Source organism: Micromonospora echinospora (genome assembly GCF_014203425.1).
Classification (GTDB): Bacteria; Actinomycetota; Actinomycetes; order Mycobacteriales; family Micromonosporaceae; genus Micromonospora; species Micromonospora echinospora_A.
In genome coordinates this window covers 4,542,051-4,565,222 of sequence record NZ_JACHJC010000001.1, presented here as the reverse complement: position 1 = coordinate 4,565,222, position 23,172 = coordinate 4,542,051, and the positions used below count along the sequence as shown (strand labels likewise).

20 protein-coding genes are annotated in these 23,172 nt (G+C 74.7%); 13 read left to right on the top strand and 7 right to left on the bottom strand.

What is annotated here, in order from left to right:
* Positions 1 to 52: 52 nt before the first annotated feature.
* On the top strand, positions 53 to 1,360 hold the full coding sequence (gene paaK, locus FHU28_RS21260) for a phenylacetate--CoA ligase PaaK (protein ID WP_184686257.1): 1,308 nt from the start codon (positions 53 to 55) through the stop codon (positions 1,358 to 1,360).
* 1 nt (position 1,361) lies between these two features.
* Complete coding sequence (gene paaI / locus FHU28_RS21255; protein WP_073828421.1) at positions 1,362 to 1,769, top strand: hydroxyphenylacetyl-CoA thioesterase PaaI; 408 nt, start codon at positions 1,362 to 1,364, stop codon at positions 1,767 to 1,769.
* 98 nt (positions 1,770 to 1,867) lie between these two features.
* On the opposite strand, the gene FHU28_RS21250 is transcribed toward paaI, so the two are convergent.
* Positions 1,868 to 4,048, bottom strand: a complete 2,181-nt coding sequence (locus FHU28_RS21250) for an adenylate/guanylate cyclase domain-containing protein (protein WP_184686256.1) — start codon at positions 4,046 to 4,048, stop codon at positions 1,868 to 1,870.
* A 189-nt stretch (positions 4,049 to 4,237) separates the two neighbouring features.
* Between FHU28_RS21250 and FHU28_RS21245 the strand changes: the two genes are divergently transcribed.
* The 4 genes from FHU28_RS21245 (at position 4,238) to FHU28_RS21230 (ending at position 10,726) form a co-directional block, all read left to right on the top strand.
* On the top strand, positions 4,238 to 7,174 hold the full coding sequence (locus FHU28_RS21245) for a helix-turn-helix transcriptional regulator (protein WP_184686255.1): 2,937 nt from the start codon (positions 4,238 to 4,240) through the stop codon (positions 7,172 to 7,174).
* Between the two features lie 111 nt (positions 7,175 to 7,285).
* The gene (locus FHU28_RS21240) at positions 7,286 to 8,056 is read left to right on the top strand and encodes a DUF5995 family protein (protein ID WP_073828424.1); all 771 of its coding nucleotides are present in this window, start codon (positions 7,286 to 7,288) and stop codon (positions 8,054 to 8,056) included.
* Positions 8,057 to 8,152: 96 nt separating this feature from the next.
* Complete coding sequence (locus FHU28_RS21235) at positions 8,153 to 8,563, top strand: hypothetical protein (RefSeq protein ID WP_184686254.1); 411 nt, start codon at positions 8,153 to 8,155, stop codon at positions 8,561 to 8,563.
* 66 nt (positions 8,564 to 8,629) lie between these two features.
* Positions 8,630 to 10,726, top strand: a complete 2,097-nt coding sequence (locus FHU28_RS21230) for an APC family permease (protein WP_184686253.1) — start codon at positions 8,630 to 8,632, stop codon at positions 10,724 to 10,726.
* A 9-nt stretch (positions 10,727 to 10,735) separates the two neighbouring features.
* Here FHU28_RS21230 and FHU28_RS21225 read toward each other — a convergent pair whose 3' ends face one another.
* The 6 genes from FHU28_RS21225 to FHU28_RS21200 form a co-directional block, all read right to left on the bottom strand.
* On the bottom strand, positions 10,736 to 11,698 hold the full coding sequence (locus FHU28_RS21225; protein ID WP_184686252.1) for a TIGR03557 family F420-dependent LLM class oxidoreductase: 963 nt from the start codon (positions 11,696 to 11,698) through the stop codon (positions 10,736 to 10,738).
* A gap of 183 nt (positions 11,699 to 11,881) precedes the next feature.
* Positions 11,882 to 12,088: a hypothetical protein gene (locus FHU28_RS21220; RefSeq protein ID WP_030504423.1), complete on the bottom strand. Its 207-nt coding sequence runs from the start codon at positions 12,086 to 12,088 to the stop codon at positions 11,882 to 11,884.
* Between the two features lie 119 nt (positions 12,089 to 12,207).
* Positions 12,208 to 13,410 (bottom strand): low temperature requirement protein A, encoded by a 1,203-nt coding sequence (locus FHU28_RS21215; protein WP_184686251.1) that lies wholly within the window; start codon positions 13,408 to 13,410, stop codon positions 12,208 to 12,210.
* A 312-nt stretch (positions 13,411 to 13,722) separates the two neighbouring features.
* Positions 13,723 to 14,778, bottom strand: coding sequence for a helix-hairpin-helix domain-containing protein (locus FHU28_RS21210; RefSeq protein WP_184686250.1), 1,056 nt, complete (start codon positions 14,776 to 14,778; stop codon positions 13,723 to 13,725).
* Between the two features lie 288 nt (positions 14,779 to 15,066).
* Positions 15,067 to 15,414 carry a TcmI family type II polyketide cyclase gene (locus FHU28_RS21205; RefSeq protein ID WP_184686249.1) on the bottom strand — a complete coding sequence of 116 codons (348 nt, stop codon included), beginning with the start codon at positions 15,412 to 15,414 and terminating at the stop codon, positions 15,067 to 15,069.
* A 62-nt stretch (positions 15,415 to 15,476) separates the two neighbouring features.
* Positions 15,477 to 16,298, bottom strand: a complete 822-nt coding sequence (locus FHU28_RS21200) for an AfsR/SARP family transcriptional regulator (RefSeq protein ID WP_184686248.1) — start codon at positions 16,296 to 16,298, stop codon at positions 15,477 to 15,479.
* A gap of 428 nt (positions 16,299 to 16,726) precedes the next feature.
* Between FHU28_RS21200 and FHU28_RS21195 the strand changes: the two genes are divergently transcribed.
* Genes FHU28_RS21195 through FHU28_RS21165 form a run of 7 tightly spaced genes read left to right on the top strand, consistent with a single transcriptional unit; the run spans position 16,727 to position 23,125 of the window.
* The gene (locus FHU28_RS21195; protein WP_073828432.1) at positions 16,727 to 17,080 is read left to right on the top strand and encodes a TcmI family type II polyketide cyclase; all 354 of its coding nucleotides are present in this window, start codon (positions 16,727 to 16,729) and stop codon (positions 17,078 to 17,080) included.
* Positions 17,077 to 18,801: an acetyl-CoA carboxylase carboxyltransferase subunit alpha gene (locus FHU28_RS21190; protein WP_184686247.1), complete on the top strand. Its 1,725-nt coding sequence runs from the start codon at positions 17,077 to 17,079 to the stop codon at positions 18,799 to 18,801. Before FHU28_RS21195 ends, FHU28_RS21190 begins: the two co-directional genes overlap by 4 nt.
* Positions 18,801 to 19,280, top strand: coding sequence for an acetyl-CoA carboxylase biotin carboxyl carrier protein (gene accB / locus FHU28_RS21185; RefSeq protein WP_184686246.1), 480 nt, complete (start codon positions 18,801 to 18,803; stop codon positions 19,278 to 19,280). The genes FHU28_RS21190 and accB overlap by 1 nt, the downstream gene beginning before the upstream one ends.
* The gene (locus tag FHU28_RS21180) at positions 19,280 to 20,746 is read left to right on the top strand and encodes an acetyl-CoA carboxylase biotin carboxylase subunit (protein WP_184686245.1); all 1,467 of its coding nucleotides are present in this window, start codon (positions 19,280 to 19,282) and stop codon (positions 20,744 to 20,746) included. The genes accB and FHU28_RS21180 overlap by 1 nt, the downstream gene beginning before the upstream one ends.
* Positions 20,743 to 21,450, top strand: coding sequence for an SRPBCC family protein (locus FHU28_RS21175; protein ID WP_184686244.1), 708 nt, complete (start codon positions 20,743 to 20,745; stop codon positions 21,448 to 21,450). The genes FHU28_RS21180 and FHU28_RS21175 overlap by 4 nt, the downstream gene beginning before the upstream one ends.
* Entirely contained in the window at positions 21,447 to 21,857 is a 411-nt protein-coding gene (locus tag FHU28_RS21170) for a cupin domain-containing protein (RefSeq protein WP_184686243.1), read from the top strand. Before FHU28_RS21175 ends, FHU28_RS21170 begins: the two co-directional genes overlap by 4 nt.
* Entirely contained in the window at positions 21,854 to 23,125 is a 1,272-nt protein-coding gene (locus FHU28_RS21165; RefSeq protein ID WP_184686242.1) for a beta-ketoacyl-[acyl-carrier-protein] synthase family protein, read from the top strand. Before FHU28_RS21170 ends, FHU28_RS21165 begins: the two co-directional genes overlap by 4 nt.
* Positions 23,126 to 23,172 lie beyond the last annotated feature (47 nt).

The window sequence follows — 23,172 nt, the reverse complement described above, 5'->3', positions numbered from 1 at the left end:
GCTCAGCGCCCGGCGCGGCGGCGTCCGGGGCCCGTCGCGCCAGGAGGTAGCCGTGCAGGACCGCACCCCTCGTCCGGACGAGCTGGATCCCGTCGAGCGGATCGGCGTCGACGAGCTGCGCGCCCTGCAACTGGACCGGCTGCGCCACTCGCTGCGCCACGCGTACGACAACGTGCCGCACTACCGCCGCGCGTTCGACGGCGCCGGCGCGCACCCCGGCGACCTGCGCGAGCTGACCGACCTGGCCCGCTTCCCGTTCACCACCAAGGCCGAGCTGCGGGAGAACTACCCGTTCGGCATGTTCGCGGTGCCCCGCGAACGGATCGCCCGCCTGCACGCCTCCTCCGGCACCACCGGGCGCCCCACGGTGGTCGGCTACACCCGCGCCGACCTGTACACCTGGGCGAAGCTCATGGCCCGCTCGATCCGGGCCGCCGGTGGCCGCCGCGGCGACCGGGTGCACGTCGCGTACGGCTACGGCCTGTTCACCGGCGGCCTCGGCGCGCACTACGGCGCCGAGGAGCTGGGCTGCACTGTCGTCCCGGTCTCCGGCGGCATGACCGAACGCCAGGTGATGCTGATCCGCGACCTCGCGCCGGAGGTCATCATGGTGACCCCGAGCTACATGCTCGCCATCGTGGACGAGATGGAACGCCAGGGCGTCGACCCGCGCGCCACCTCGCTGCGGGTCGGGATCTTCGGGGCCGAGCCGTGGACCGAGGACATGCGCCGTGAGCTGGAGCAGCGCCTGGACATGCACGCGCTGGACATCTACGGGCTCTCCGAGGTGATGGGACCGGGTGTGGCTGTCGAGTGCGTGGAGACCAAGGACGGCCTGCACCTGTGGGAGGACCACTTCTACCCGGAGATCATCGACCCGGTGACCGGGGAGGTGTTGCCCGACGGGGAGCGGGGCGAGCTGGTGCTGACCTCGCTGACCAAGGAGGCCATGCCGGTCATCCGCTACCGCACCCGCGACCTGACCCGGCTGCTGCCCGGCACGGCCCGCCCGATGCGGCGGATCGAGAAGATCACCGGGCGTACCGACGACATGATGATCGTCCGGGGGGTGAACGTCTTCCCGACCCAGATCGAGGAGCTGATCCTGCGTACCCCGGCCCTGTCGCCGCACTTCCAGTGCGTGCTCGACCGGCGGGGGCGGATGGACACGCTCGCCGTCCACGTGGAGCGGCGCGCGGACGCGGCTGCCGACGAGGCCGAGCGGGCCGGCGTGGCGCTGGCCGAGCAGGTCAAGAACACCATCGGCGTCTCCGTCGCGGTACGGGTGATCGAACCGGACGGCGTGGAACGGTCGATGGGCAAGATGCGCCGCATCGTCGACCAGCGGCGGGAGTCCTGACATGGCCGGCGACGGCGGCCGTACCGCGGCGCACGACATGTTCGACGCCGACGTGGCGTCCAAGGGGCTCGGCATCGAGCTCGTCTCGGCCGGCGACGGCGCGGCCGTGGCGCGGATGCGGGTCACACCGGCGATGCTCAACGGGCACGCGATCGGGCACGGCGGCTTCGTGTTCCTGCTCGCCGACACGGCGTTCGCGCTCGCCTGCAACAGCCACGGCCCGGCCACCGTGGCGGCCGGCGGCGAGATCAGCTTCCTGCGCCCGGTGCGCGAGGGTGACGTGCTGGAGGCGTACGCCACCGAGCGGGTCCGGCACGGCCGCAGCGGCATCTACGACGTCACGGTGCGACGCGGCGACGAGGTGGTGGCGGAGTTCCGGGGGCGCAGCCGCACGATCGCCCGCGACTGACGCCCCGGCGCCTCCCGCGGCCGTCGCCCTGGTGCTGCCCGGCCGGTGACCGTCCGGGCCGGAGTGGCCCCGTGCCCGCTCCGACCCGGACGTCACGGTCAGGCGGCGAGTCCCGGCGCGTACCCGCCGGGCCCGGCTCGTCGCCGCGCGCGGCCCACCCCCTCGGGCCGCGCCGCGGCTCCGGGTAACGGGACGGTCCGCCACCCGGGCCACGCCGTGAGATCGCCGGCCGCCGGGCCGGCCCGGGCCGGCAAGCCGGGCATGGCCCGGAGCGCGTCGCCCCGGTCCGGCGGGACGGGCGCCGGTCGGGCCCCTCCACCCGACCGGCGCGACCGTCCCGCCCCGAGCGGGAAAATGCCCCGCTCGTCGGTGTCCCACGTGGGGACACCGGTTCCCGCTGCCGGCGCGAAGCCGGCAGCGGTGTCCTCCGGGACGCGGGCCGGATGCCGACCCGCGCCCGCTCCGGCCGCCCGGGCGGCGGCGTGTCCGCCACCGGCCACCGCGCCCGGCGTCCCGGCCACGCCGACGGCCCGGAGACCGGCGCGCGCTGCGACGCGATCGCCGTCGGCCACCGCGTCCGGAGCGCCGATGTCGCCGCCCTCCGACACGGCGCGAAGGCGGCGGGCGAAGTCCGCTCGTACGGCCCGGGAGAGCCGGTGCGCGGCCACCCGCCCCACCAGCGGCTCGACCGTCCACCCACCCGTCGCGGCGGGGCGCAGCAGTCCGGCCACCGCCAGGGCGCGCAGCACCGGTGTCGCCCGGCCGGCGGGCCAGCCGAGCATCGCCTCCACCGTCGCGGCGGCCACCGGGCCACCGCGGGCCGCGCCGGCCATCAGCACCGCCCGGTGCGTGCCGTCCAGCCGGTCCATCCGGGCGTCCACCAGCCGGCGCGCGGCGGCGGGCACGCCGGCCGGTTCGTCCGCCGGGTCGGTCAGGGCGTACGCGGTCGCGACGGCCGGGCTGCCGCCGGCCAGCGGGAGCAGCCGCGCGGCGAGCGCGGGGGGCCGGCCGGCGCGGCCGAGCAGGTGCCGCAGCAGCCGTCCGGTCTCCAGCGGGCCCAGCGGGCGCAGCGGGATCCGCCGGGTTCCCGGGGCGGGCAGCGGGTCGGCCGACCCGGAGCCGTACGTGGTGACCACCGCGAGCGGCAGCCCGCGGTCGCTCGCCGCGACGTGGAGCTGGCGCAGGAACCGGCGCAGCGCCGGTGCGGCCCGGTCCAGGTCGTCAACGGCCACCACCACGGGCGCCTCGGTGGCCAGGCCGAGCAGCGCCTCCCGGCAGGCCACCACGGCCCGCGCCGCCGCGGTGTCGTCGTGCGGCGCGGCCAGGAACGCGGCCAGCGCCCCGCCGCCCGGACCGTCGGCGACGGCCGCGCCCGGCAGCGGGTGGAGGGCCTCGACCCGGGTACGGAGCAGGTCGGCCAGGGGTGCCAGCTCGCCGGCCGGGTACGGCGGGCAGTACGCCACGCGCCGGCACACCGGGACACCGTCCACCCGCGACACCGCGCGGATCACCTCGTGCAGCAGCCGGCTGCGGCCGCTGCCCGGCGGCCCGACCAGCGAGATCCACCGAGGGCGCCGCTGCCGGAGCGCCGCGGTCACCTCCTCGGCCGCGGTGGCCAGCTCACGCCGCCGCCCGACCAGCGGGGCGCGGTGCCGCGCCGGCCGGCGCCCGGCCGTCCCGGTCACCCGCCACACGTCCAGCGGCAGCGACTTGCCGGCGAGGGTCATGGTGGCGAGTGGACGCTGCTCGACCAGGCCGGCCACCGCGTCGCGGGTGACCGGGCAGACCACCACACCGCCGGGCGGCGCGTGCTCCTGGAGCCGGGCCGCGGTGGTGATGACCGCGCCGCTCGCCGCGCCGTGGCCCCCGTCGTGGGCGCAGGCCAGGTCGAGCAGCACCTCGCCGGTCGCCACGCCGACCCGCACGCGCAGCCGGATCCCGCCGGGCCGCCGCCGGTCCAGCGCGGCCTGGATGTCCAGCCCGGCCCGCACCGCCCGGTACGCGTCGAAGCCGTCCGAAGCGGACGCGCCGAACAACGCCATCACCGCGTCGCCGACGTACTTCTCCACCACGCCCCGCCAGCGGCGCAGCACCGAGGCGACGGTGCCGAAGTAGGCGCGCTGCAACGCCCGAACGTCCTCCGGATCGAGGCGCTCGACCAGCCGGGTCGAGCCGACGATGTCGACGAAGAGGACGGTCACCGTGCGGCGTTCCTCCGGCAGCGGCCGGCACACCGCGACGACTGCTTCCCGGCTCCCCACGGGCGTGGTGATCAACATCGCACCCACCCTTTCCCTGGTCCGGTGCCTGACGACCTCCGAAGACTTTCACCACCGGGTTCTCGGGGGATCGGTAGGACGACGTATGTCGGCCACCCGCAACCATTAGTCGTGTAGTCGACGCGAGGAGTACGAGTCCGGCCCCGCGGCCGTAGAACGGTGCGGGGCCCTGTGACTAGGCTGCGTCCCATGGCCAGCGAAGTGGACACCGCACCGCTCGTCGGCCGCACCGGCACCATGGCGACGCTGCGGTCGGCGCTCTTCGACGACCTGCGGCCCGGGCGGACCGGGGCGGTGTTCCTCACCGGTGAGAGCGGAGTGGGCAAGACCCGCCTGCTGACCGAGGCCGGTGAGCAGTTGCGGCAGGCCGGGGCCCTGGTGCTGACCGGCGCCTGCCTGGACATCGGCGACGCCTCGCCGCTGCACCCGGTACGCCAGGCGGTGCGCCGGCTCGACGCCGAGCAGGGTGAGGCGCGTACCGCGTCGGCGATCCGCGGGTTGTTGCAGGTCTTCGACGAGGAGACGCCCGGCCCGGACGGCGCCGGGGCGCTGCTGGAGCGCGTCGCCCAGGGTCTGCACCTGGTGGCCGGCGGGCGGCCGCTGGTGCTCGTCCTCGACGATCTGCAGTGGGTCGACCGCAGCACGCGCCAGCTCCTGCTCTACCTGCTCGCCGGCCTGGGCGACCTCCAGCTGTCCGTGCTGGCCGCGATCCGGGCCGAGTCGCTGCGCGGCGCGCACCCGCTGCGCCGGGTCCTCACCGAACTGCGCCGGCTGCGCTCGGTGCGGGTGGTCGATCTGCTGCCGCTGGACCGGGCCGCCACCGACGAGCTGGCCGCCGCCGTGGTCGGCGCGCCGCTACCGCCGGAGGCTGCCGACCAGCTCTGGCAGCGCAGTGGCGGCAACCCGTTCGTGGCCGAGGAGCTGGCCCGCGACCGGCGTGACGGACGCGACGGCATCTCCGACACCGTGCGCGAGGTGTTCCTCGACCGGGTCGACGCGCTGCCGCAGCCCGCGCACGCCGTGGTGCACGCGGTCGCAGTGGGCGTCGAGCCGGTCGCGCACTGGCTGCTGGCCCAGGTGGTCCGGCTGCCCGAGGAGGAGCTGCTCGACGCGGTCCGTGAGGCGGTGGCGCACCGCCTGCTGGTCGGCGCCGACGACGGCTACCGGCTGCGCCACCGGCTGGTCGCCGAGGTCCTGGCGGGCGAGCTGCTGCCCGCCGAGCGGGCCGCGCTGCACCGCCGCTTCGCCGAGGCGCTCACCGCCGGCCCGGGCGAGCTGCACCAGGCCCGGCTGGCCCACCACTGGCGGCACGCCGGCGAGCCGGCCCGGGCGCTGCCCGCCGCGATGGCCGCCGCCCGCGAGGCGGAGCGGCTGCACGGGTACGCCGAGGCGCACCGCCACTGGTCCGCCGCGCTGACGCTCGCCACCGAGCCGCCTGCCGTGCTGCCGGACGGCGGCCGGCCCGAGCCGGTCCAGGTGGACCGCGCCGAGCTGCTCAGCAACGCCGCCGAGGCCGCGCACCACAGCGGGGAGCACGCCCGCGCCCTGACCCTGCTGGAGGAGCTGGCCACCGACCCGTCCGGGCCGCCGGTCTGCGCGCTGCACATCCGGCGTGCCCGCTACCTGGCGGCGGCGGGCCGTTCCGCGCCGGCCGAGGAGGAGTACCGGCAGGTGCTGGCCTCGCCCGACTGCACGCCGTACGAGCGCTGCGCCGCCGCGGCCCGGCTGGCCGAGCTGCTGCTGCACCTGGGCCGCTACGCCGAGGCCGGTGAGCTGGCCCGGGAGGCGCTGGCGCTCGCCGCCGACGTGCCGGACTCCACCTCCGAGGTGGTGATGGCCAGCGCCGCGCTCGGGTTCAGTGAGGCGTTCCTGGAGGACCCGACGTCCGGCCTGGCGGTCATGCGCCGGGCGCTGGACACCGCCGAGCGCTCCGGCCACCCGGAGGACGTGGCGTGCGCGTACCTGCACCTGGCCGAGCTGATGACCGGCCCGCTGAACATCCTTGAGGAGGGTGTGGTGGTGGCCCGCCGCGGCGCCGAACGGGTCGCCGAGCTGGGGCTGGGCCGCACCTGGGAGACCCGGCTGCTGGCGGTGGCGACGAACGGGCTGTTCCGGGTGGGGCAGTGGGCCGAGGCGGAGAAGGTCGTCGCCGCCGCGCTGCGGCACCGCCCTTCCGGCGCCGACGCGGTCGAGCTGCTGCTGGCCCGGTGCCGGCTCTCCGTCGGGTACGGCGACGTCGAGGCGTCGGACCGGGACCTGGAGGCGGTGGCCACCATGCTGGCCGGCGGTGGCGCCCGGCACGTGCTGCCGATGCTCATCCTGCGCGCCGGCCTGTCGATGTGGCAGGGCCGGCACGACCTGGCCCGGCAGGCGGTGCAGCGGGGCCTGACCGAGAGCCGGTCTGACGACGTGATCGTGCTGGCCACGCTGGCCTGGCACGGGCTGCGCGCGGAGGCCGAGGCCGCAGCCGGCCGCACCATCGAGCCGGACCCGAACGCGGTACGCCGGCTGCGCGAGGCGGTCGACCGGGCGACCCGCAAGAGCGCTCAGGCGGGCGCGCCGGTGCGGTACGTCGCCGACGGATTCCTGGCGCTCTGCGACGCCGAGCTGAGCAGGCTCGACGACGGCCGTGGCGACCCCGCGCTGTGGGAGCGCTCGGCGCTCGAGTGGGACCGGCGCAACCACCCCTATCCGGCGGCGTACTCCCGGTTGCGGCAGGCCGAGGCGCTGCTGGCCCGACGCAGCCGGGTGGCGACCGCGGGCAAGCTGCTGCGGCAGGCGTACGGGACGGCCCAGTCGCTCGGCGCGGCGCCGCTGACCGCGGAGATCCGTACCATCGCCTCGCGGGCCCGGGTGACAGTGGACGCCGCGCCCGATCCGGCGCCGGTGCCCCGGCCCCGGGCGGCCCCCGCCGGGCCCACTGTGGACGAGCTGGCCGCGCTCACCGCGCGGGAGCGGGAGGTGCTCGCGGCGGTCGCCGAGGGGCTGACGAACCGGGAGATCGGCCAGCGGCTGTTCATCAGTGAGCGGACCATCGGCGTCCACGTCTCGCACATCTTCGACAAGCTGCAGGTCCGTACGCGGGTGCAGGCCAGCGCCATCTTCCTGCGTAACCGTCCGGCATAGACGTACGTCGGCAATACGTCGTTCTACCGATCCGGCGGGCGGTCGCCGGCTGGCACGCTGTGCGCCGGAGCAGTGGCGCATCGTGGGGGCGCCGACCATCGTGGAGGAAAGATGACCGAACCGGTCTGGGGTCCTGTGCACCAGGACATCGTCGGGTTGCTCGCCGATCACCCGGCCGACGTGCCGGCGGTCGTGGACCATCTCACCAAGCTTCAGGATCTGCTGGTCCGGCTCCCGCCGCTGGAGGAGAGCTGCCCCCTCGCCGACTTCAACAAGCTCTACCTGGTCATCACCAGCACCGTGCTCGACGGCCTGTACGAGGACCGGTTCCACGACCCGCCCTTCCTGGCCCGCCTGGACGTGGAGTTCGCGGCCCGCTACTTCGAGGCGCTGCGGTTCTGGACCGACTCCAGCCCGAGCACGCCCCGGGCGTGGGAGTGCCTGTTCAAGCGGATGCGCGGCCCGGACGCCCGCCCGCTGCCCTCGGCCGCCGCGGGCGTCAACGCGCACATCAACTACGACCTGCCGTTCGCGCTGGTGACGACGTTCGACAGCCTGGACTCCGAGCCGATCGACGGCAGTGACCAGCACTGCGACTACCTGGAGATCAACAAGATCTTCGCCGAGCGGATCCCGCAGCTGCGCCGGGGCTACCTGGACAGGTGGCAGCTCATGATCGACATGGTGAACGGCGACATCGACGACTGGTACCAGGGCGAACTGGTGGAGTACACCCGGAACGTGGCCTGGCGCAACGCGCAGAAGATCTGGCGCTGCCGCCACGACCCGGAGGCCCGCGAGTGTGAGCGGACGCGGCTGGACGACAACGCCGCGCTGCTCGGCCGGCTGCTGCTGTCGCCCCTCGGGGCGTTCCTGCAGTAGCCGGGACGGGGGGTCCCCGCGTCCCGCCGTCCGGGCGCGGGACGCGGGGACGCCGCCGTCGGGTGTCGGCGCCGCCGGACCGGGTACCTCGCCGCAGTGCCGCGAGACGAACCGACCCTCCGCTTCCCGTTCCGCTTCGACCCGGCGTTCCGGCTGCCGCTGGCGCTGCTCGGCATACGGCCCGCCACGGCCTGGGTCGAGTGGGGCCCGGACGGCCTGCTCGTCCGGTTCGGCCCGTGGCTGCTGCGCACCTCCAGGGACAACGTCACCGGCGCCGAGCTGAGCGGGCCGTACCGCTGGTGGCGGGCGATCGGCCCGCACCTGTCGCTGGCCGACGGCGGGGTGACCTTCGGCGCCGGTGTGGCCGCCGGTGTCTGCCTGCGGTTCGCCGAGCCGGTGCCGGCGCTGGCGCCCGGTCCGTGGCCACGGCATCCGGCGGTCACCGTCACCGTGGCCGACCCGGCGGCGCTGCGCGACGCGGTGACCGCCGACGCAGCGGATCTTTGACCGGTTCGACCGGGCCACGGCCGGGACAACCCCTACCGTCTTTGCCAGGGGGACGAAGGGGAGCAGATGGGGCAGGCGGGGGACGCGGAACAGCCCAGGCGTACGCGGGCGCGGCGCCGGGAGGCGCACGCCGCCGCGGCCGCCCGGGCCGGCCGGCACGGCGACCACGCCGAGCGGCCCGCTCGTCCCGTGCCGGAGCTGCCGGAACGGGTGGCCGCCCCGGCCCGTCCGGCCCCACCGCCCGGCCCGCTGCACCGGTGGTTGTTCGCCCACCGCGTCGAACCGGTCGGCCCGGAGGTCCGGGAGCACCAGGCCCGGTCGCACCCGTGGTGGCAGGTGATGTGCCTGACCGGCGTCGACTACTTCTCCACGCTGTCCTACCTGCCGGGCATCGCGGTCGTGGCGGCCGGCGCGCTCAGCCCGCTGGCCACCCTGCTGATCGTGGCCCTGACCCTGCTCGGGATGCTGCCGATGTACCGGCGGGTGGCCCGGGAGAGCCCGCACGGGCAGGGCTCGGTGGCGATGCTGGAGCGGCTGCTGCCGTTCTGGCGCGGCAAGGTCTTCGTGCTGGTGCTGCTGGGCTTCGTCGCCACCTCGTGGATCATCACGATCACGCTCTCCGCCGCCGACGCCAGCGTGCACCTGCTGGAGAACCCGGTGCTGCCCGCCTCGTTCCCGCACGGGCAGACCGCGGCGGTGCTGGTCACCGTGGCGCTGCTGCTCGTGCTCGGCGGCGTGTTCCTGCTCGGGTTCAGCGAGGCGGTGCAGGTCGCCATCCCGCTGGTGGCGGTGTTCCTGGCGCTGAACGCGGTGGTGGTGGTCGCCGGGGTGGCCGAGCTGGCTGCCGACCCGGCGCCGCTGGCCGACTGGACCGGTCGGCTGGCCGACGCCGGCGGGCCCGGGGACGTGCTGGCCACCAGCGTGCTCGCGTTCCCGCTGCTGGTGCTCGGCCTGTCCGGCTTCGAGACCGGGGTGAGCATGATGCCGCTGGTGCGCGGCGGCGGCGACGATCCGGAGCAGCGGCTGGCCGCCCGCATCCGCAACACCCGCCGGCTGCTCACCGCCGCCGCGCTGATCATGTCGGTCTACCTGATCGCCACCACGTTCGTCACCACCGTGCTGATCCCGCCCGAGGCGTTCGAGCCCGGTGGGCCGGCCAACGGCCGGGCGCTCGCGTTCCTCGCCCACGAGCATCTCGGCCAGGCGTTCGGCACCGTCTACGACATCAGCAGCATCCTCATCCTCTGGTTCGCCGGCGCCTCGGCGATGGCCGGGCTGATCAACATCGTGCCGCGCTACCTGCCGTCGTACGGCATGGCGCCGGAGTGGGGCCGCGCGGTCCGCCCGGTGGTGCTTGTCTACACCGCGATCAGCGTCGCCATCACCATCGCGTTCTCCGCCGACGTCAACGCCCAGGCCGGCGCGTACGCCACGGGCATCCTGGCGATGATGGTCTCCGGCGCGATAGCGGTGACCATCGCGGCGCTGCGGGCCGGCAGCCGCGCGGCCGGCACCGGGTTCGCGCTGCTCACCGCCGTGCTGCTGTACGCGCTGGCGGAGAACGTGGTGGCCAAGCCCGACGGGATCACGATCTCCGGGTTCTTCATCGCCGGGATCGTCGCGGTGTCACTGATCTCCCGGGTCACCCGGACCACCGAGCTGCGCGCCGAGCGGATCGAGTTCGACGAGACGGCCCGCCGGTTCGTCGACGAGTCGGTGGCCCGGGACGGGCGGCTGCACCTGATCGCCAACAAGCGGCAGCGCGGGTCGGTCAAGGAGTACCGGGTGAAGGAGCGGGCGCAACGGTCGATGAATCCGGTGCCCGGCGCCGCCGACGTGCTCTTCCTGGAGATCGACGTGAGCGACCCGTCGCAGTTCAGCCAGGTGCTGCGGGTGCACGGGGTGGAGGCCGGCGGCTACCGGATCCTGCGCGCCGGCAGCCCGGCCGCGCCGAACGCGATCGCCGCGATCCTGCTGGCGCTGCGCGACGCCACCGGGGTACGCCCGCACTGCCACTTCGAGTGGTCGGAGGGGAACCCGATCGCTCACCTGCTGCGCTACCTCATCCTCGGCCGCGGCGACACCCCGCCGGTGGTGCGGGAGATCATCCGCAAGTCCGAGCCGGATCCCACCCGCCGTCCCGGCATCCACGTCGGCGGCTGACCCGCCCGGCTAGGACCCGAGGGCGCGGACCCGGGCGAGCAGGTCGCGGGCGCAGAAGTCGAGGAAGCCGTCCGGGTCCGGGCCGGCGTTCTGCAGCACGATGTGGTCGAAGCCGGCCTCGACGTACGCGCGGGCCTTCTCCACGTGCGGCCCGGCATCCGGGCCGACGGAGAACTGCCTGCGGATGTGGTGGTCCTCGACCCAGGTGGTGGCGGCGTCGAAGTTCACCGGGTTCGGCAGCTCGCTCATCACCTTCCAGCCGGTGACCGCCCAGCGGCTGGTCTCCTTCGCCGCGCGTACCGCCGACTCCTCGTCGGTGGCCCAGGCCATCGGCACCTCCGCGTAACGGGGGCCCCGGCCGCCGGCGTTGCGGTACTGGTCGACGATGGACGACTTCGGCTCGGTGGCGAACAGGCCGGTGCCCAGCTCGGCCGCCAGGCCGGCGGACTCCCGGCCGCTGGCCGCCACGGCGATCACCGGCGGATCGTCGGGCAGGTCCCAGATCCGGGCGTCCTCCAGCTTCAGGTGCCGCCCCTCGTAGGACCGGTAACCGCCCTGCCAGAGCAACCGGATGATCTCCAGCGCCTCGCGCAGCCGCTCGTGCCGCCCCCGTACGCTGGGGAACCCCTGCCCGATGACGTGCTCGTTGAGCCGCTCGCCGGCGCCCACTCCGAGCGTGAACCGCCCGTCGGAGATCAGCGCCATGGTCGCCGCGGCCTGCGCGACGATCGCCGGGTGGTAGCGGACGGTGGGGCAGGTGACCCCGGTGGCGAGGCCGAGCGTGCCGGTACGGGCGGCGATCGCGCCGAGCGCGCTCCAGGTGAAGCAGGAGTGCCCCTGCGACTCCAGCCAGGGGTGGTAGTGGTCGCTCATCTCGACGAAGTCGAAGCCGGCCTCCTCGGCCCGGATCGCCTGCCGGATCAGTTCCTGGGGCCCGAACGCCTCCGAGGCGAGCTTGTAGCCGATCCGCATGCCCGGTTCTCCGTTCCCGTCGTCGGCGAACCGCTGCCGTTCCCACCCCTCCGCCCGGCAAACCCCGACTAAACCCAGCCTCCTAGGACGCCTGAGAGGTAGTGGCACACCGCCCGGCTCGCACGGAACGGCCCGCGCTCGCTGGGCGGGCGCGGGCCGAGAGGGGAGTACGGGGGTGGCGGCCTACTTGGACGGCTCGGGAAGCTTGCAGTCCACCTTCGGGTTGGCGCCGATGTAGTTCAGCGGGCCGGCCACGATGGTGACCAGGATCGTGCCCGCCTCCGCGCAGTTCGTCTCGTCGTTGCCGTAGTAGCCGCGCTGACCGGCGGCGATGGCACCGATGATGAGCCAGATGACGACCAGGACGCCGAATATCGAGGTGCCGCGCATCAGTTGCCTCCACTGGGGTTGTGGTGGATTCGAGGTGGAGGCCATGTACCCCGGGCGGGTGATCCGCCAAACGGCGCGCCGGTCCCGGCGCGGCCGATTCCGATTACCGGCGGCGTCCGTCAGTGCGGCGGCACCGGCTCCTCGGGCGGGCGGCCCCGGCTCCGGCGGTAGTCGGCGACGGCCACCCCGGCCAGGACCAGCATCGCGCCCCCGGAGGCGTAGACCGGCGCCAGGAACAACGCGGCCGGCGCGATCGTCAACAGCGCCAGCACCCCGCCGGGGCGGGACCGCGAGACGCGGCTGAACACCTCGTACTCGAAGGCGGCCCGACCGGCCAGGAACAGCGCCGGGCCGCCGAGGATCACCGCCAGCCAGGCCGGCGGGGTGTGGCCGGTCGGTTCCAGCAGGACCAGGTCGAAGCCCGCCGCGGTGGCCACCACGCCGGCCACCATCAGCAGATGGGTGTACGGCGCGGTGTTGAGGAACCGGCTCGGCTGGGCGGCCCGCGCGATGGCGTGCGGCAGCAACTCACCGGACTTGTGCACGTAGATGCGCCAGAGCAGCAGCGTGGTGAAGAACGCGACGGCGAAGGCGGCCAGGTTCTCCACCTCCGAGTGGTGCGTACTGAACACGGTGCCGGCGACCAGCACGGCGTCGCCGAGCGCGATGATGAAGAACTGCTGGTACCGCTCGGAGAGGTGCTCGGCGGTCACGTTGCGCTGGGCGTGCGGCACCGCGCCCAGCCAGGGCACCGGATACGCCAGCCGGAACCCGAGATAGTCGATGGCCAGGGCGCCGGCCCAGAACCACAACCGGGCGGTGCCGTGCGCGGCGAGCGCGCCGATCAACCAGGGCACCGCCGATACGGCGAACCAGACGAAGATGCGGATGGCCCGGCGGCTGCTCTGCGTATGCCGGCGCACGGCGGGCATCAGGAACAGGCCGCGTCCGAGATGGATCGCCACGTACGTGCCGCCGAACACCAGGCCGCGGGAGGCGAACGCCTCCGGGATTGCTGTGGTCATCAGCAGCGCGCCGAACATGACCGCCACGATCAGCAGCTTGATCTCGGTGCGCTGCGGATCGTAGATGTCGGTGACGAGCGTGGTGATCGCCCAGGTCCACCAGATCGCCATCAGTATGACCAGGGACTCGGCGGCCTGCTGCCAGCTGACACCGGCCACCAGGTTGCGCGAGATCAGCGTGAGCGCGACCACGTAGACCAGGTCGAAGAAGAGCTCCAGCAGCGTGACCCGGCGTGGCGCCTCCGGATCGCGGACCGGCGCTCGCCGGCCGGCGGGCTCCGGCGCTGCGGTGGGCACGACTTGCTCCTGCGGGTGGCGGTTCGTGCGGCGGGCCGTGCCGGCCCTTCACCGACCGTAGTCATGCCCGCCCGCGTGCGGTCAGTTTTCCGGCATACCGGTCCGGGGTGACGGGGTGGTGATGCCACCACGTCGGGGTTCTGGCGGGTTGGTGCGCCAGTTCGGTGAGGTGGCGGGGTCGATGGGGTGGTGAGGTAGCCAGTTCGGGGTTGTGGCGGGGCGGGCTGTCAGGTCGGGGAGGTGGCGGGGTGGGGAAACGCGCCGGGCCGGTGGCGACCATTGTCACCACCGGCCCGGAATGCGGAGGAGCGTCTACTCGGCGGCGGCCGGGAGCACCCGGTCGGCGTCCGCGCCGGCACCCGCCAGCACCTTCGCCTGCTGCGACCAGGTGGCCAGACCCGGCGCGGAGCGCAGGCCGGCGGCCTTCACCGTCTGCCGCAGCGCGGCTTCGTCCAGCTCGGCGAGCTGCCGGTAGGTGCGGATCCCGGCTTCCTGCAGAGCGGCGGCCAGCTTCGGCCCGATGCCCTGGATCCGCCGGAAGTCGTCCGGCACGTCGGTGTCCGTAGCGGCCGGTACGTCGTTCTCGACCGAGGTACGCGGCGCGGGCACGGCGGCCGGCTCGGTGACCTCGACGGGCGCGGCCTCGACGGCCTGCGCGTCGATGGTCGTGCCAACCGCGGGCTCGTGCTCCGCGACCGGCTCGTCCTGGGCGGCCGTAACCGCCACCGGCTCGGCGTCAACGGTGGCCGGAGCCGCCACCGGGTCGGCGTCAACGGTGGCCGGAGCCGTCACCGGGTCGGCGTCAACGGTGGCCGGAGCCGTCACCGGGTCGGCGTCAACGGTGGCCGGAGCCGTCACCGGGTCGGCGTCGGCCACGGGCGCGGGCGCGGCAATCGGTTCGGTGGCCACCGGCTCGTTCTCGGCGGGGGTCGACACCAGCTCGGACACGACCGGCTCGGAAACAACGGGCTCGGGCTCGGACACGACGGGCTCGGACACGACGGGCTCGGACATGACCGGGTCGGAAACAACGGGCTCGGGCTCGGACACGACCGGGTCGGAGGCGACCGGCTCGGAGGCGGCGAGGGAGGCCGCGGCGGGCTCGTCGGCGGAGCGGGCGGCGGTGGCGACGGCCGGCTCGACGGTCGCGGACTCGGCGAGGGCGGGCTCGGACACGGTGGCGGCCGCCGGGGGCTCGTCGACGACCGCGACCGGACGCGGCTCGTCGATGGTGGCGGTCACCGCGGGGGTGGTCTCCACCGTGGGCGTCGCGGCGCCGGGCCGGCGGCCGCTGACCACCCAGCCGACGACCAGTCCGATGAGCAGGGCCAGGATCACGAACAGCCACTGCCCGAAGCTCGACGGCATGGCCAACCTCCTTCTATGTACGTGCACGACGATGGCGAAAGACTCGGGGCAGCTTCGCACACGCGCGCCGCCGACGACAGGCAGGCCGGTGGCGGGCCGCGACGGCGGGACGGGCGGTGCCCGCCGGTGGCCGGAAAGTGACCGAGCGTGCGTCGGGCGGACGGTGGAGGACCTGCCGGCGCACGGCCAGGCGGTCAGCGGGAATCGAGTTGTGAACGGCCGGGAGGCGCCCCGGAACCTGGGTGCCGTGCGTGGTTCCGGGGCGCCCCGTCCGTCGCCCGTGTCCGGTCAGCGGATCCGGTCGGGCGCACGGGTGCCGGCGGCGGTCCAGCTGTAGAAGCAGCCGGCCACCGCGTCCCGGGGCGAGTCCCAGGTCGGCAGGTATGGCGAGGTGTGCGCGGACAGCCGCTTGTTCATCTGTTCGTAGAGCGGGTTGTCGCGCAGTTCCGCGGTCAGGTCGGGCGCCACGTCGACCGTCTCCATCAGATGGACGCACAGGTCGTGCAGGTAGTACAGGGACCGGTGCCGGACGCCGGTGAGGTGGGGCAGTTCCGTCGCGTCGGACTCGGCGAAGATCTGCGCCACCCGTCCCTGTGCGCCCGGCACGATCCGGCTGACCACCAACAGTCGACTCATCGTGACCCCCTCTGCCGCACCGGTGCTGGCCTCACCGTGTCGGTCGCGCTGTCACCTCGCCGTCACCGCGTACCCCGGGGCTTTGATGGTGGCGGCGGAGCGGCGGGCGCGCGCGGCGCCGGCTTGGCGCTGCGGTCCGCGCGCCGTGGCGGCGGTTCCGGCCGGCTGGCGCGGCGGATCGGCGCGAGCGTGTCGTCCAGCAGCGCCGTCATGGCCGGGGAGGGTTCCAGACGCAGTTCGCGCAGGAGCAGGTCACGGTAGACGTAGAAGGAGTGGACCGCCTCGAACGCGTTGCCCTCGGCCAGGTGGATGCGGACCACCAGGCGGTGCGGGGTCTCCCGCAGCGGTTCGGCGGCCATCGCCTCCAGCGCCGCCTCCAGCGCCTCGCCGTGCCGGCCGGCGGTGAGGTGGTTGCCGGCGAGTTCCTCCAGCATGTGCAGGCGCAGTTGGCGCAGCCGCTCGCGTTCCAGCAGCACCCAGTCGTCGTACCAGCCGGGGAGCAGGTCGTGGCGGCCGGCGCCGGCCGCGCCGCGTGGGACGGCGCCCTCGCGTACCAGCGTCGCCGTCTCCACCAGGTCGTCCACGTCGAGGCGGACCGTCGGGCCGAGGCGGACGGTGTCGCCGTCGGTGCGCAGCGGGCAGCACGGGTCCTGCCGCAGCCGCCACAGCGCGGTACGCAGCGACGACAACGCGCGCTCCTCCGGGGTCTCGGGCCAGAGCAGCCCGGCGAGGTGGCTGCGGGTGGCGGCCGGGCGCAGGCCGATCAGGGCGATGACGCGTTGCAGGCCCCGGGGTACGACCACCGGTGTGTCGTCGTGCAGCAACTGGAATCCGCCGAGCAGGTGCAGTGCCACCCGTGGGGCGGGTTCGCCCGCCGTCGGCATCCTCGATCCACCCGACACGGCGCACCCCCCAGCACCGGAACCCTCGTCCCGACCTCGTCTCCCGGCCCGTCGCCCGCGACGCCGGTGTCGGAACGCCTCCGCCACGGTCGGAAACCTCCACCGTGGCCGGGCTGACCGAGACGGAGAATATCAACGCCTGTTACTCTCAGTCAACGGTCGGTCGTTCACCCGACTGTCCGCAGTAGGCCCCGTGACACGCCCGTGATCTGCGAATAAGTGTCGCCGCTGGAACCCGGAAGGCGATCTTCCCATAGCTCGCGCACAGCTTCCGTCAACGCAGCGTCACCATGTTTGTGGCGCGATGGGGCGCGGTTGACGCCCGGTAGACGGCCTCGGCGGCACCGTGTGGCGATCCGTGCGGCGCGACCGGTTCGCCGCGCACCGGGACGTACGCAGGGAGGCCGCGAATGGACCGTTCGCTCATCGTCGCCAAGGTGGTGCCCACGGCCGAGGACCGGGTGGCCGAGATCTTCGCCGAGTCCGACGCGACCGAGCTGCCGGGCCTGGTCGGTGTCCGGCACCGTTCGCTGTACCGGCTGCACGATCTCTACGTCCATCTGCTGGAGACGGAGACGCCCGCGCAGGGCGCGGTGGAGGACAACCGTGGGCATCCGGAGTTCGTCCGGATCAGCGAACGGCTGCGGCCGTTCATCTCGCCGTACCTGCCGACGTGGCGCTCGCCCCGCGACGCGATGGCGCACTGCTTCTACCGGTACGACGCCCCGGCCCACCTGCACGACGCCGCCGGGCGGCCACAGTGACCACCACCGCCCCGCGCGACGAGCAGCTCTGGTCCCGGTGCGACGGGTGCGCCTCGCTGCTCTACCGCAAGCGGCTGCGCCGCAACCTGGACGTGTGTCCGGAGTGCGGCTCGCACGCCCGGCTCGACGCGCCGGACCGGGTGGCGCAGCTCGCCGACCCGGACTCGTTCACGCCGCTGCCGGACCGGGCGGTACGCGTCGACCCGATCGAGTTCGTCGACGCGCTGCCGTACCCGCACCGGCTCGGCGCGGCCCGCGCGGGCACCGGCCTGGACGAGGCGGTGCTCTGCGGCACCGCCCGGGTGGGCGGGCACCCGGTGGCGCTGGCGGTGATGGACTTCCGCTTCCTCGGCGGCAGCCTCGGCTGCGCGGTCGGTGAGCTGATCACCCGTACCGCCGAGCGGGCGCTGGCCGACGACGTCCCGCTGGTGCTGGTGACGGCGTCCGGCGGCGCGCGGATGCAGGAGGGCGCGCTGTCGCTGATGCAGATGGCCACCGTCAGCCAGGCGCTGGCCGGGATGCGCGAGGCGGGTCTGCTCACGGTCAGCGTGGTCACCGATCCCACGTACGGCGGGGTGGCCGCGTCCTTCGCCACCAACACCGACCTGGTGCTCGCCGAGAGCGGCGCCCGGCTGGGCTTCGCCGGCCCCCGGGTGATCCGCCAGGTCACCGGCGCCACGCTGCCGGAGGGCTTCCAGACCGCCGAGTACCTGGTGCGCCACGGCCAGGTGGACATGGTGGTGCCCCGGCACGCGCTGCGGGGCCGGCTCGCCGCGCTGCTCGCCGCCGCCGACTCCGGCCGCCGCGCGCCGGTGACCGCGCCCGCGCCGCGCCCGGCACCCGCCGTGACCGCCGTGCCCGCCGCGCCGGACCGCGACCCCTGGGAGACGGTACGCACGGCACGGCACCCGGGCCGGCCGACCACACTGGACTACCTGGAGACCGCGTTCGACGGGTTCGTGGAGCTGCACGGCGACCGGCTCGGCGCGGACTGCCCAGCCGTCGTCGGCGGCATCGCCCGCCTCGACGGCCGACCGGTGATGGTGATCGGCCACCAGAAGGGACACACCACCGCCGAGCTGGTCACCCGCAACTTCGGCATGGCCAGCCCGGCCGGGCACCGCAAGGCGCTGCGGCTGATGCGCCTCGCGGCCCGGCTGCGGCTGCCGGTGGTGACGCTCGTGGACACGCCCGGCGCGGACCCGGGGGTGACCGCCGAGCAACAGGGCCAGGCGGCGGCGATCGCGGAGAACATCCTCGCGCTCACCGTGCTGCCCACGCCGGTGGTGGCGGTGGTCACCGGCGAGGGCGGCAGCGGCGGCGCGCTCGCGCTCGCGGTCGCCGACCGGGTGCTCATGCTGGAACACGCCGTCTACTCGGTGATCAGCCCCGAGGGATGCGCCGCGATCCTCTGGCCGGACAGCTCGGCCGCCCCGCAGGCGGCCCGCGCGCTGCGGCTCACCGGCGCCGACCTGTGCCGCCTCGGCGTGGTCGACGAGCTGGTGCCGGAACCGCGTCCCGCCGCGCACGCCGACCCGTCCGGCGCGGCCGAGCTGCTGCGCCGCGCGGTCGCGGCGAACCTCGCCCCGCTGCTCACCGTCCCGTCGGCCACCCTGGTACGCCGTCGCCGGCAGCGCTTCCGCCGCTTCGGGGCGGCCCGCTCGGCCGCCGCTGGTCCTGCCCCGACGGCGCCCGCCGCCGAGCGGCCGGAGGTGGCGTGATGGCCGAAGCGGAGGCCGAGCAGGTGCTCGACGGGCTGCGCCGGCAGGCCCGCAAGCTTGTCGCCGACCTGGCCGGGCCGGTCCGCCGGGTGCGGCTGCGCAGCGGCGAGTCGGTGCTGGAGGTCGAGTGGCACGACCCGGCGGCACCGGCGCCGCGCGCCGGGGCCGAACCGGTGGGCGCGCGGATCGAGGAGGCCGCCCGGCAGGCGGCGCCGCCCGCCGACCGGCCGACGGTGCGGGCGCCGGTGGTGGGCACGTTCTACCGGGCCCCCGAGCCCGGGGCGATGCCGTTCGTCGCGGTCGGCGACATGGTCCGGCCGGGCCAGGTGGTCGGGATCGTCGAGGCCATGAAGCTGATGAACGAGGTGACCGCCGGCCAGGCCGGACGTGTGGTCGAGGTGCTGGTCGACGACGGCAAGCCCGTCGAGTACGACCAGCCGCTGATCGCCCTGGAACCGGTCACCGGACAGGACGGCTGATGTTCGACAAGGTGCTGATCGCCAACCGGGGCGAGATCGCGCTGCGGGTGCTGCGCGCCTGCCGGGAACTCGGCGTGCGCACTGTGGTGGTGCACTCCAGCGCGGACGCCGACTCGCTGCCGGTGCGGCTGGCCGACGAGGCGGTCCGGATCGGCCCGGCGGCCAGCCGGCGCAGCTACCTCAACGCGGCGGCGATCGTCGAGGCCGCCCGGCAGACCGGCGCGCAGGCGATCCACCCCGGTTACGGCTTCCTGTCCGAGGACGCCGACTTCGCCGAGATCTGCGCCGGGAACGGGCTGGTCTTCGTCGGCCCGCCGCCGCAGGTGATGGCCGCGCTCGCCGACAAGTCGACAGCGCGGGCGCTGATGAGCAGGGCCGGGCTGCCGCTGCCGCCGGGCAGCGTCCGGACGCTGGCGACGGTCGCCGAGGCGCAGGAGGTGGCCGCCGAGGTGGGCTACCCGGTCATCGTCAAGGCCGCGGCGGGCGGGGGCGGGCGCGGCATGACCGTGGTGCGCTCGGCCGCCGAGCTGCCCCGCGCGTACGCCCGCACCCGCGCCGCCGCGCAGGTCGCGTTCGGCGACGACCGGGTGTACGTCGAGCGGTACCTCGCCGACGCCCGCCACGTCGAGGTGCAGGTGCTCTGCGACGGCCACGGCAACGGCGTGCACCTGGGCACCCGGGACTGCTCGGTGCAGCGCCGGCATCAGAAGCTGATCGAGGAGGCGCCCGCCCCGGCGCTGCGGCAGGCCACGCTGGACACCGTCGCCGAGGTGGCGCTGCGCGGCGCGCTGTCGGTCGGCTTCACCGGCGCCGGCACCGTGGAGTTCCTGGTGGACGAGGCGGAACGCTGCCACTTCCTGGAGATCAACTGCCGGATCCAGGTGGAACACCCGGTCACCGAGATGATCACCGGCGTGGACCTGGTGCAGGAGCAGCTGCACATCGCCTTCGGCACCCCGCTGCGCCTGCGGCAGTCCGACGTCCGGCTGACCGGCGTGGCGATCGAGTGCCGGGTCAACGTGGAGGACCCGGACCGCGACTTCGCGCCCGCGCCCGGTCGGCTGGACCGGTTCCGGCCGCCCGGCGGCCCGTTCACCCGGGTCGACACCCACGGGCACGCCGGCTATCTGGTCAGCCCGCACTACGACTCGCTGCTGGCGAAGGTGGCCGTCTGGGCGCCGGACCGGGACGCAGCGCTGGACCGGCTCGACCGCGCGCTGGCCGAGTTCGACGTGGCCGGCCCCGGCGTGCGTACCACCATCCCGTTCGCCCGGCGGGTGCTGCGCGACCCCGCGTTCCGCGCCGCCCGGCACACCACCGACGTCGTGGACCGCCTGCTCGCCCCGCCCGCCGAGGACGCCGCACGCGCCGCCGTGCCCGACCCGCGCGGCGCGGCCGAGCCGGCCGGCCGCACCCCCGTCAGCGCCGCGCCCGCCGCGGGCCCGACCACCTGGAGGAACCGATGACCGTTGCCCCCGACCGCCCGCTCGCCCGCGAGATCACCGACATTCTGGTCACGCACTGCGGCCTGGATCCGGACGCCGCCGCCAGCACGCCCGCAGCGAGCCTGGAGGAGCTGGGCATGGACTCGCTGGCGCTGCTCGAACTGTCGGCGGTGGTGGCCGACCGGTGGCGGGTGAAGATCCCCGAACAGGCCGGGCAGCTCAGCATCGCCGGCGTCGCCGACCTGGTCGCCCGCAAGGCCGACCCGCCCGGGCACACCGAGAACGCCGTCGACATCGACGCGCCGCTGCCGCTGGTCTGGGAGATCACCAACGACGTGGCCCGCTGGCCGGACCTGTTCACCGAGTACGCGGTGGCGGAGATCCTGCACCGCGACGGCGACACGGTCCGCTTCCGGCTCACCATGCACCCGGACTCCAACGGCGTGGCGTGGAGCTGGGTCAGCGAACGCACCGCCGACCCGGCCACCCGCGAGGTGCACGCCCGGCGCGTCGAGACCGGGCCGTTCGAGTACATGCGCATCCACTGGCGGTACGAGGAGATCCCCGGCGGTACCCGGATGACATGGACGCAGGACTTCGCGATGAAACCGAGCGCACCCGTCGACAACGCCGGCATGACCGACCGGATCAACACCAACAGCGCGATCCAGCTCGCCGTGATCAAGGAAAAGATCGAGCGGGCGCACGCGGGAGGCACGCGATGACCGACACCACCACCGCCCGGGTCTCCGTCCACGACGTACCGGCCGACCGCCGCCGCGGCGGGGAGCTGCGGGTGCTGCTCGGCCCGAAGACAGTCGGCAGCACCTCCGGTTTCATGGGCGTGGCCACGCTCGCGTCCGGGGAGCGGATCGCCGAGCACTACCACCCGTACAGCGAGGAGTTCCTCTACGTCGCCCGCGGCGCGATCACCGTCGACCTGGACGACGTGCCGGTGCCGGTGGCCGCCGGTGAGGCGCTCTACGTGCCGAAGGACGTGCGGCACCGGCTGCGCAACACCGGTGACGAGCCCGCCGAGGTGGTGTTCCACCTCGGACCCCTCGCCCCGCGCCCGGAGCTCGGCCACGTCGACACCGAGAGCGCGGCGCCGCCGCCACGGGAGCCGTCGTGACCGGCCGGCGCACAGTGGTCACCGGTGTCGGCGTGGTCGCGCCCGGCGGCGCCACCCGGGACCGGTTCTGGAAGACGATCACCGAGGGGCGCACCGCGACCCGGCGGATCAGCTTCTTCGACCCGTCGCCGTTCCGCTCGCAGATCGCCGCCGAGTGCGACTTCGACCCGGACGCCGCCGGGATCACGCTCGCCGAGCGGCAGCGCGCCGACCGGTACGTGCAGTTCGCGCTCGCCTGCTCCGCCGAGGCGCTCGCGGACAGCGGCCTGAGCCTCACCGACGCGCAGCGCGAACGCGCCGGGGTGGTGCTCGGCACCGCGGTCGGCGGGACCATGGCGCTGGAGCAGGAGTACGTGCGGGTCAGCGACTCCGGCCGGGACTGGCTGGTCGACCACGCGCTCGGCGGGCCGTACCTCTACCAGGCGCTGGTGCCCAGCAGCCTGGCCGCCGACGTGGCGTGCCGGCACGGCCTGCACGGCCCGGCGCAGGTCATCTCCACCGGCTGCACCTCCGGCATCGACGCCATCGGGTACGCCCACCAGCTCGTCGCCGACGGCGAGGCCGACGTGGTGCTGGCCGGCGCCGCCGACTCACCGATCTCCCCGGTCACCGTCGCCTCGTTCGACGCGATCGGCGCGACCAGCCCGGACAACGACGACCCGGAGCACGCCTCCCGGCCGTTCGACGCCGACCGGCACGGGTTCGTGCTCGCCGAGGGCGCCGCGGTGCTGGTGCTGGAGGAGGCCGAGCACGCCCGCCGCCGGGGCGCGCACGTCTACTGCGAGGTCGCCGGGTACGCCAGCCGCAGCAACGGCTTCCACATGACCGGGCTGCGCCCGGACGGCGCCGAGATGGCGGTGGCCATCAGCGACGCGTTGCGCCAGGCCCGGCTCGCCCCGTCAGCCGTGTCGTACATCAGCGCGCACGGCTCCGGCACCCGGCAGAACGACAGGCACGAGACGGCCGCGTTCAAACGCGCGCTGGGGGAGGCGGCGTACCGGGTGCCGATCAGCTCGATCAAGTCGATGGTCGGCCACTCGCTCGGCGCCATCGGCTCGATCGAGATGGCCGCCTGCGCGCTGGCCATCGAGTACGGCGTGGTGCCACCCACCGCCAACTGGACCACCCGCGACCCGGAGTGCGACCTGGACTACGTGCCGAACGAGGCCCGGGAGGTGCCGGTGGACGTGGCGCTGTCGGTGGGCAGCGGGTTCGGCGGTTTCCAGTCCGCGATGGTGTTCCGCCGGCTCGCGGTGACGCCACTGTGAGCGCGAGGAGTGAGCCGGGTTTGCGAGCCCCGCAGTCGCGAACAAGG

Bases quoted from the DNA above. Each gene is read 5' to 3' on its own strand.
- FHU28_RS21210 (WP_184686250.1), bottom strand. From the start codon at position 14,778: ATGCCGTCGAGCTTCGGGCAGTGGCTGTTCGTGATCCTGGCCCTGCTC.
- FHU28_RS21205 (WP_184686249.1), bottom strand. From the start codon at position 15,414: ATGAGTCGACTGTTGGTGGTCAGCCGGATCGTGCCGGGCGCACAGGGA.
- FHU28_RS21180 (WP_184686245.1), top strand. From the start codon at position 19,280: ATGTTCGACAAGGTGCTGATCGCCAACCGGGGCGAGATCGCGCTGCGG.
- accB (WP_184686246.1), top strand. From the start codon at position 18,801: ATGGCCGAAGCGGAGGCCGAGCAGGTGCTCGACGGGCTGCGCCGGCAG.
- FHU28_RS21195 (WP_073828432.1), top strand. From the start codon at position 16,727: ATGGACCGTTCGCTCATCGTCGCCAAGGTGGTGCCCACGGCCGAGGAC.
- FHU28_RS21240 (WP_073828424.1), top strand. From the start codon at position 7,286: ATGACCGAACCGGTCTGGGGTCCTGTGCACCAGGACATCGTCGGGTTG.
- FHU28_RS21175 (WP_184686244.1), top strand. From the start codon at position 20,743: ATGACCGTTGCCCCCGACCGCCCGCTCGCCCGCGAGATCACCGACATT.
- FHU28_RS21250 (WP_184686256.1), bottom strand. From the start codon at position 4,048: ATGTTGATCACCACGCCCGTGGGGAGCCGGGAAGCAGTCGTCGCGGTG.
- FHU28_RS21200 (WP_184686248.1), bottom strand. From the start codon at position 16,298: ATGCCGACGGCGGGCGAACCCGCCCCACGGGTGGCACTGCACCTGCTC.
- FHU28_RS21245 (WP_184686255.1), top strand. From the start codon at position 4,238: ATGGCCAGCGAAGTGGACACCGCACCGCTCGTCGGCCGCACCGGCACC.
- FHU28_RS21225 (WP_184686252.1), bottom strand. From the start codon at position 11,698: ATGCGGATCGGCTACAAGCTCGCCTCGGAGGCGTTCGGGCCCCAGGAA.
- FHU28_RS21170 (WP_184686243.1), top strand. From the start codon at position 21,447: ATGACCGACACCACCACCGCCCGGGTCTCCGTCCACGACGTACCGGCC.
- paaI (WP_073828421.1), top strand. From the start codon at position 1,362: ATGGCCGGCGACGGCGGCCGTACCGCGGCGCACGACATGTTCGACGCC.
- FHU28_RS21220 (WP_030504423.1), bottom strand. From the start codon at position 12,088: ATGCGCGGCACCTCGATATTCGGCGTCCTGGTCGTCATCTGGCTCATC.
- FHU28_RS21230 (WP_184686253.1), top strand. From the start codon at position 8,630: ATGGGGCAGGCGGGGGACGCGGAACAGCCCAGGCGTACGCGGGCGCGG.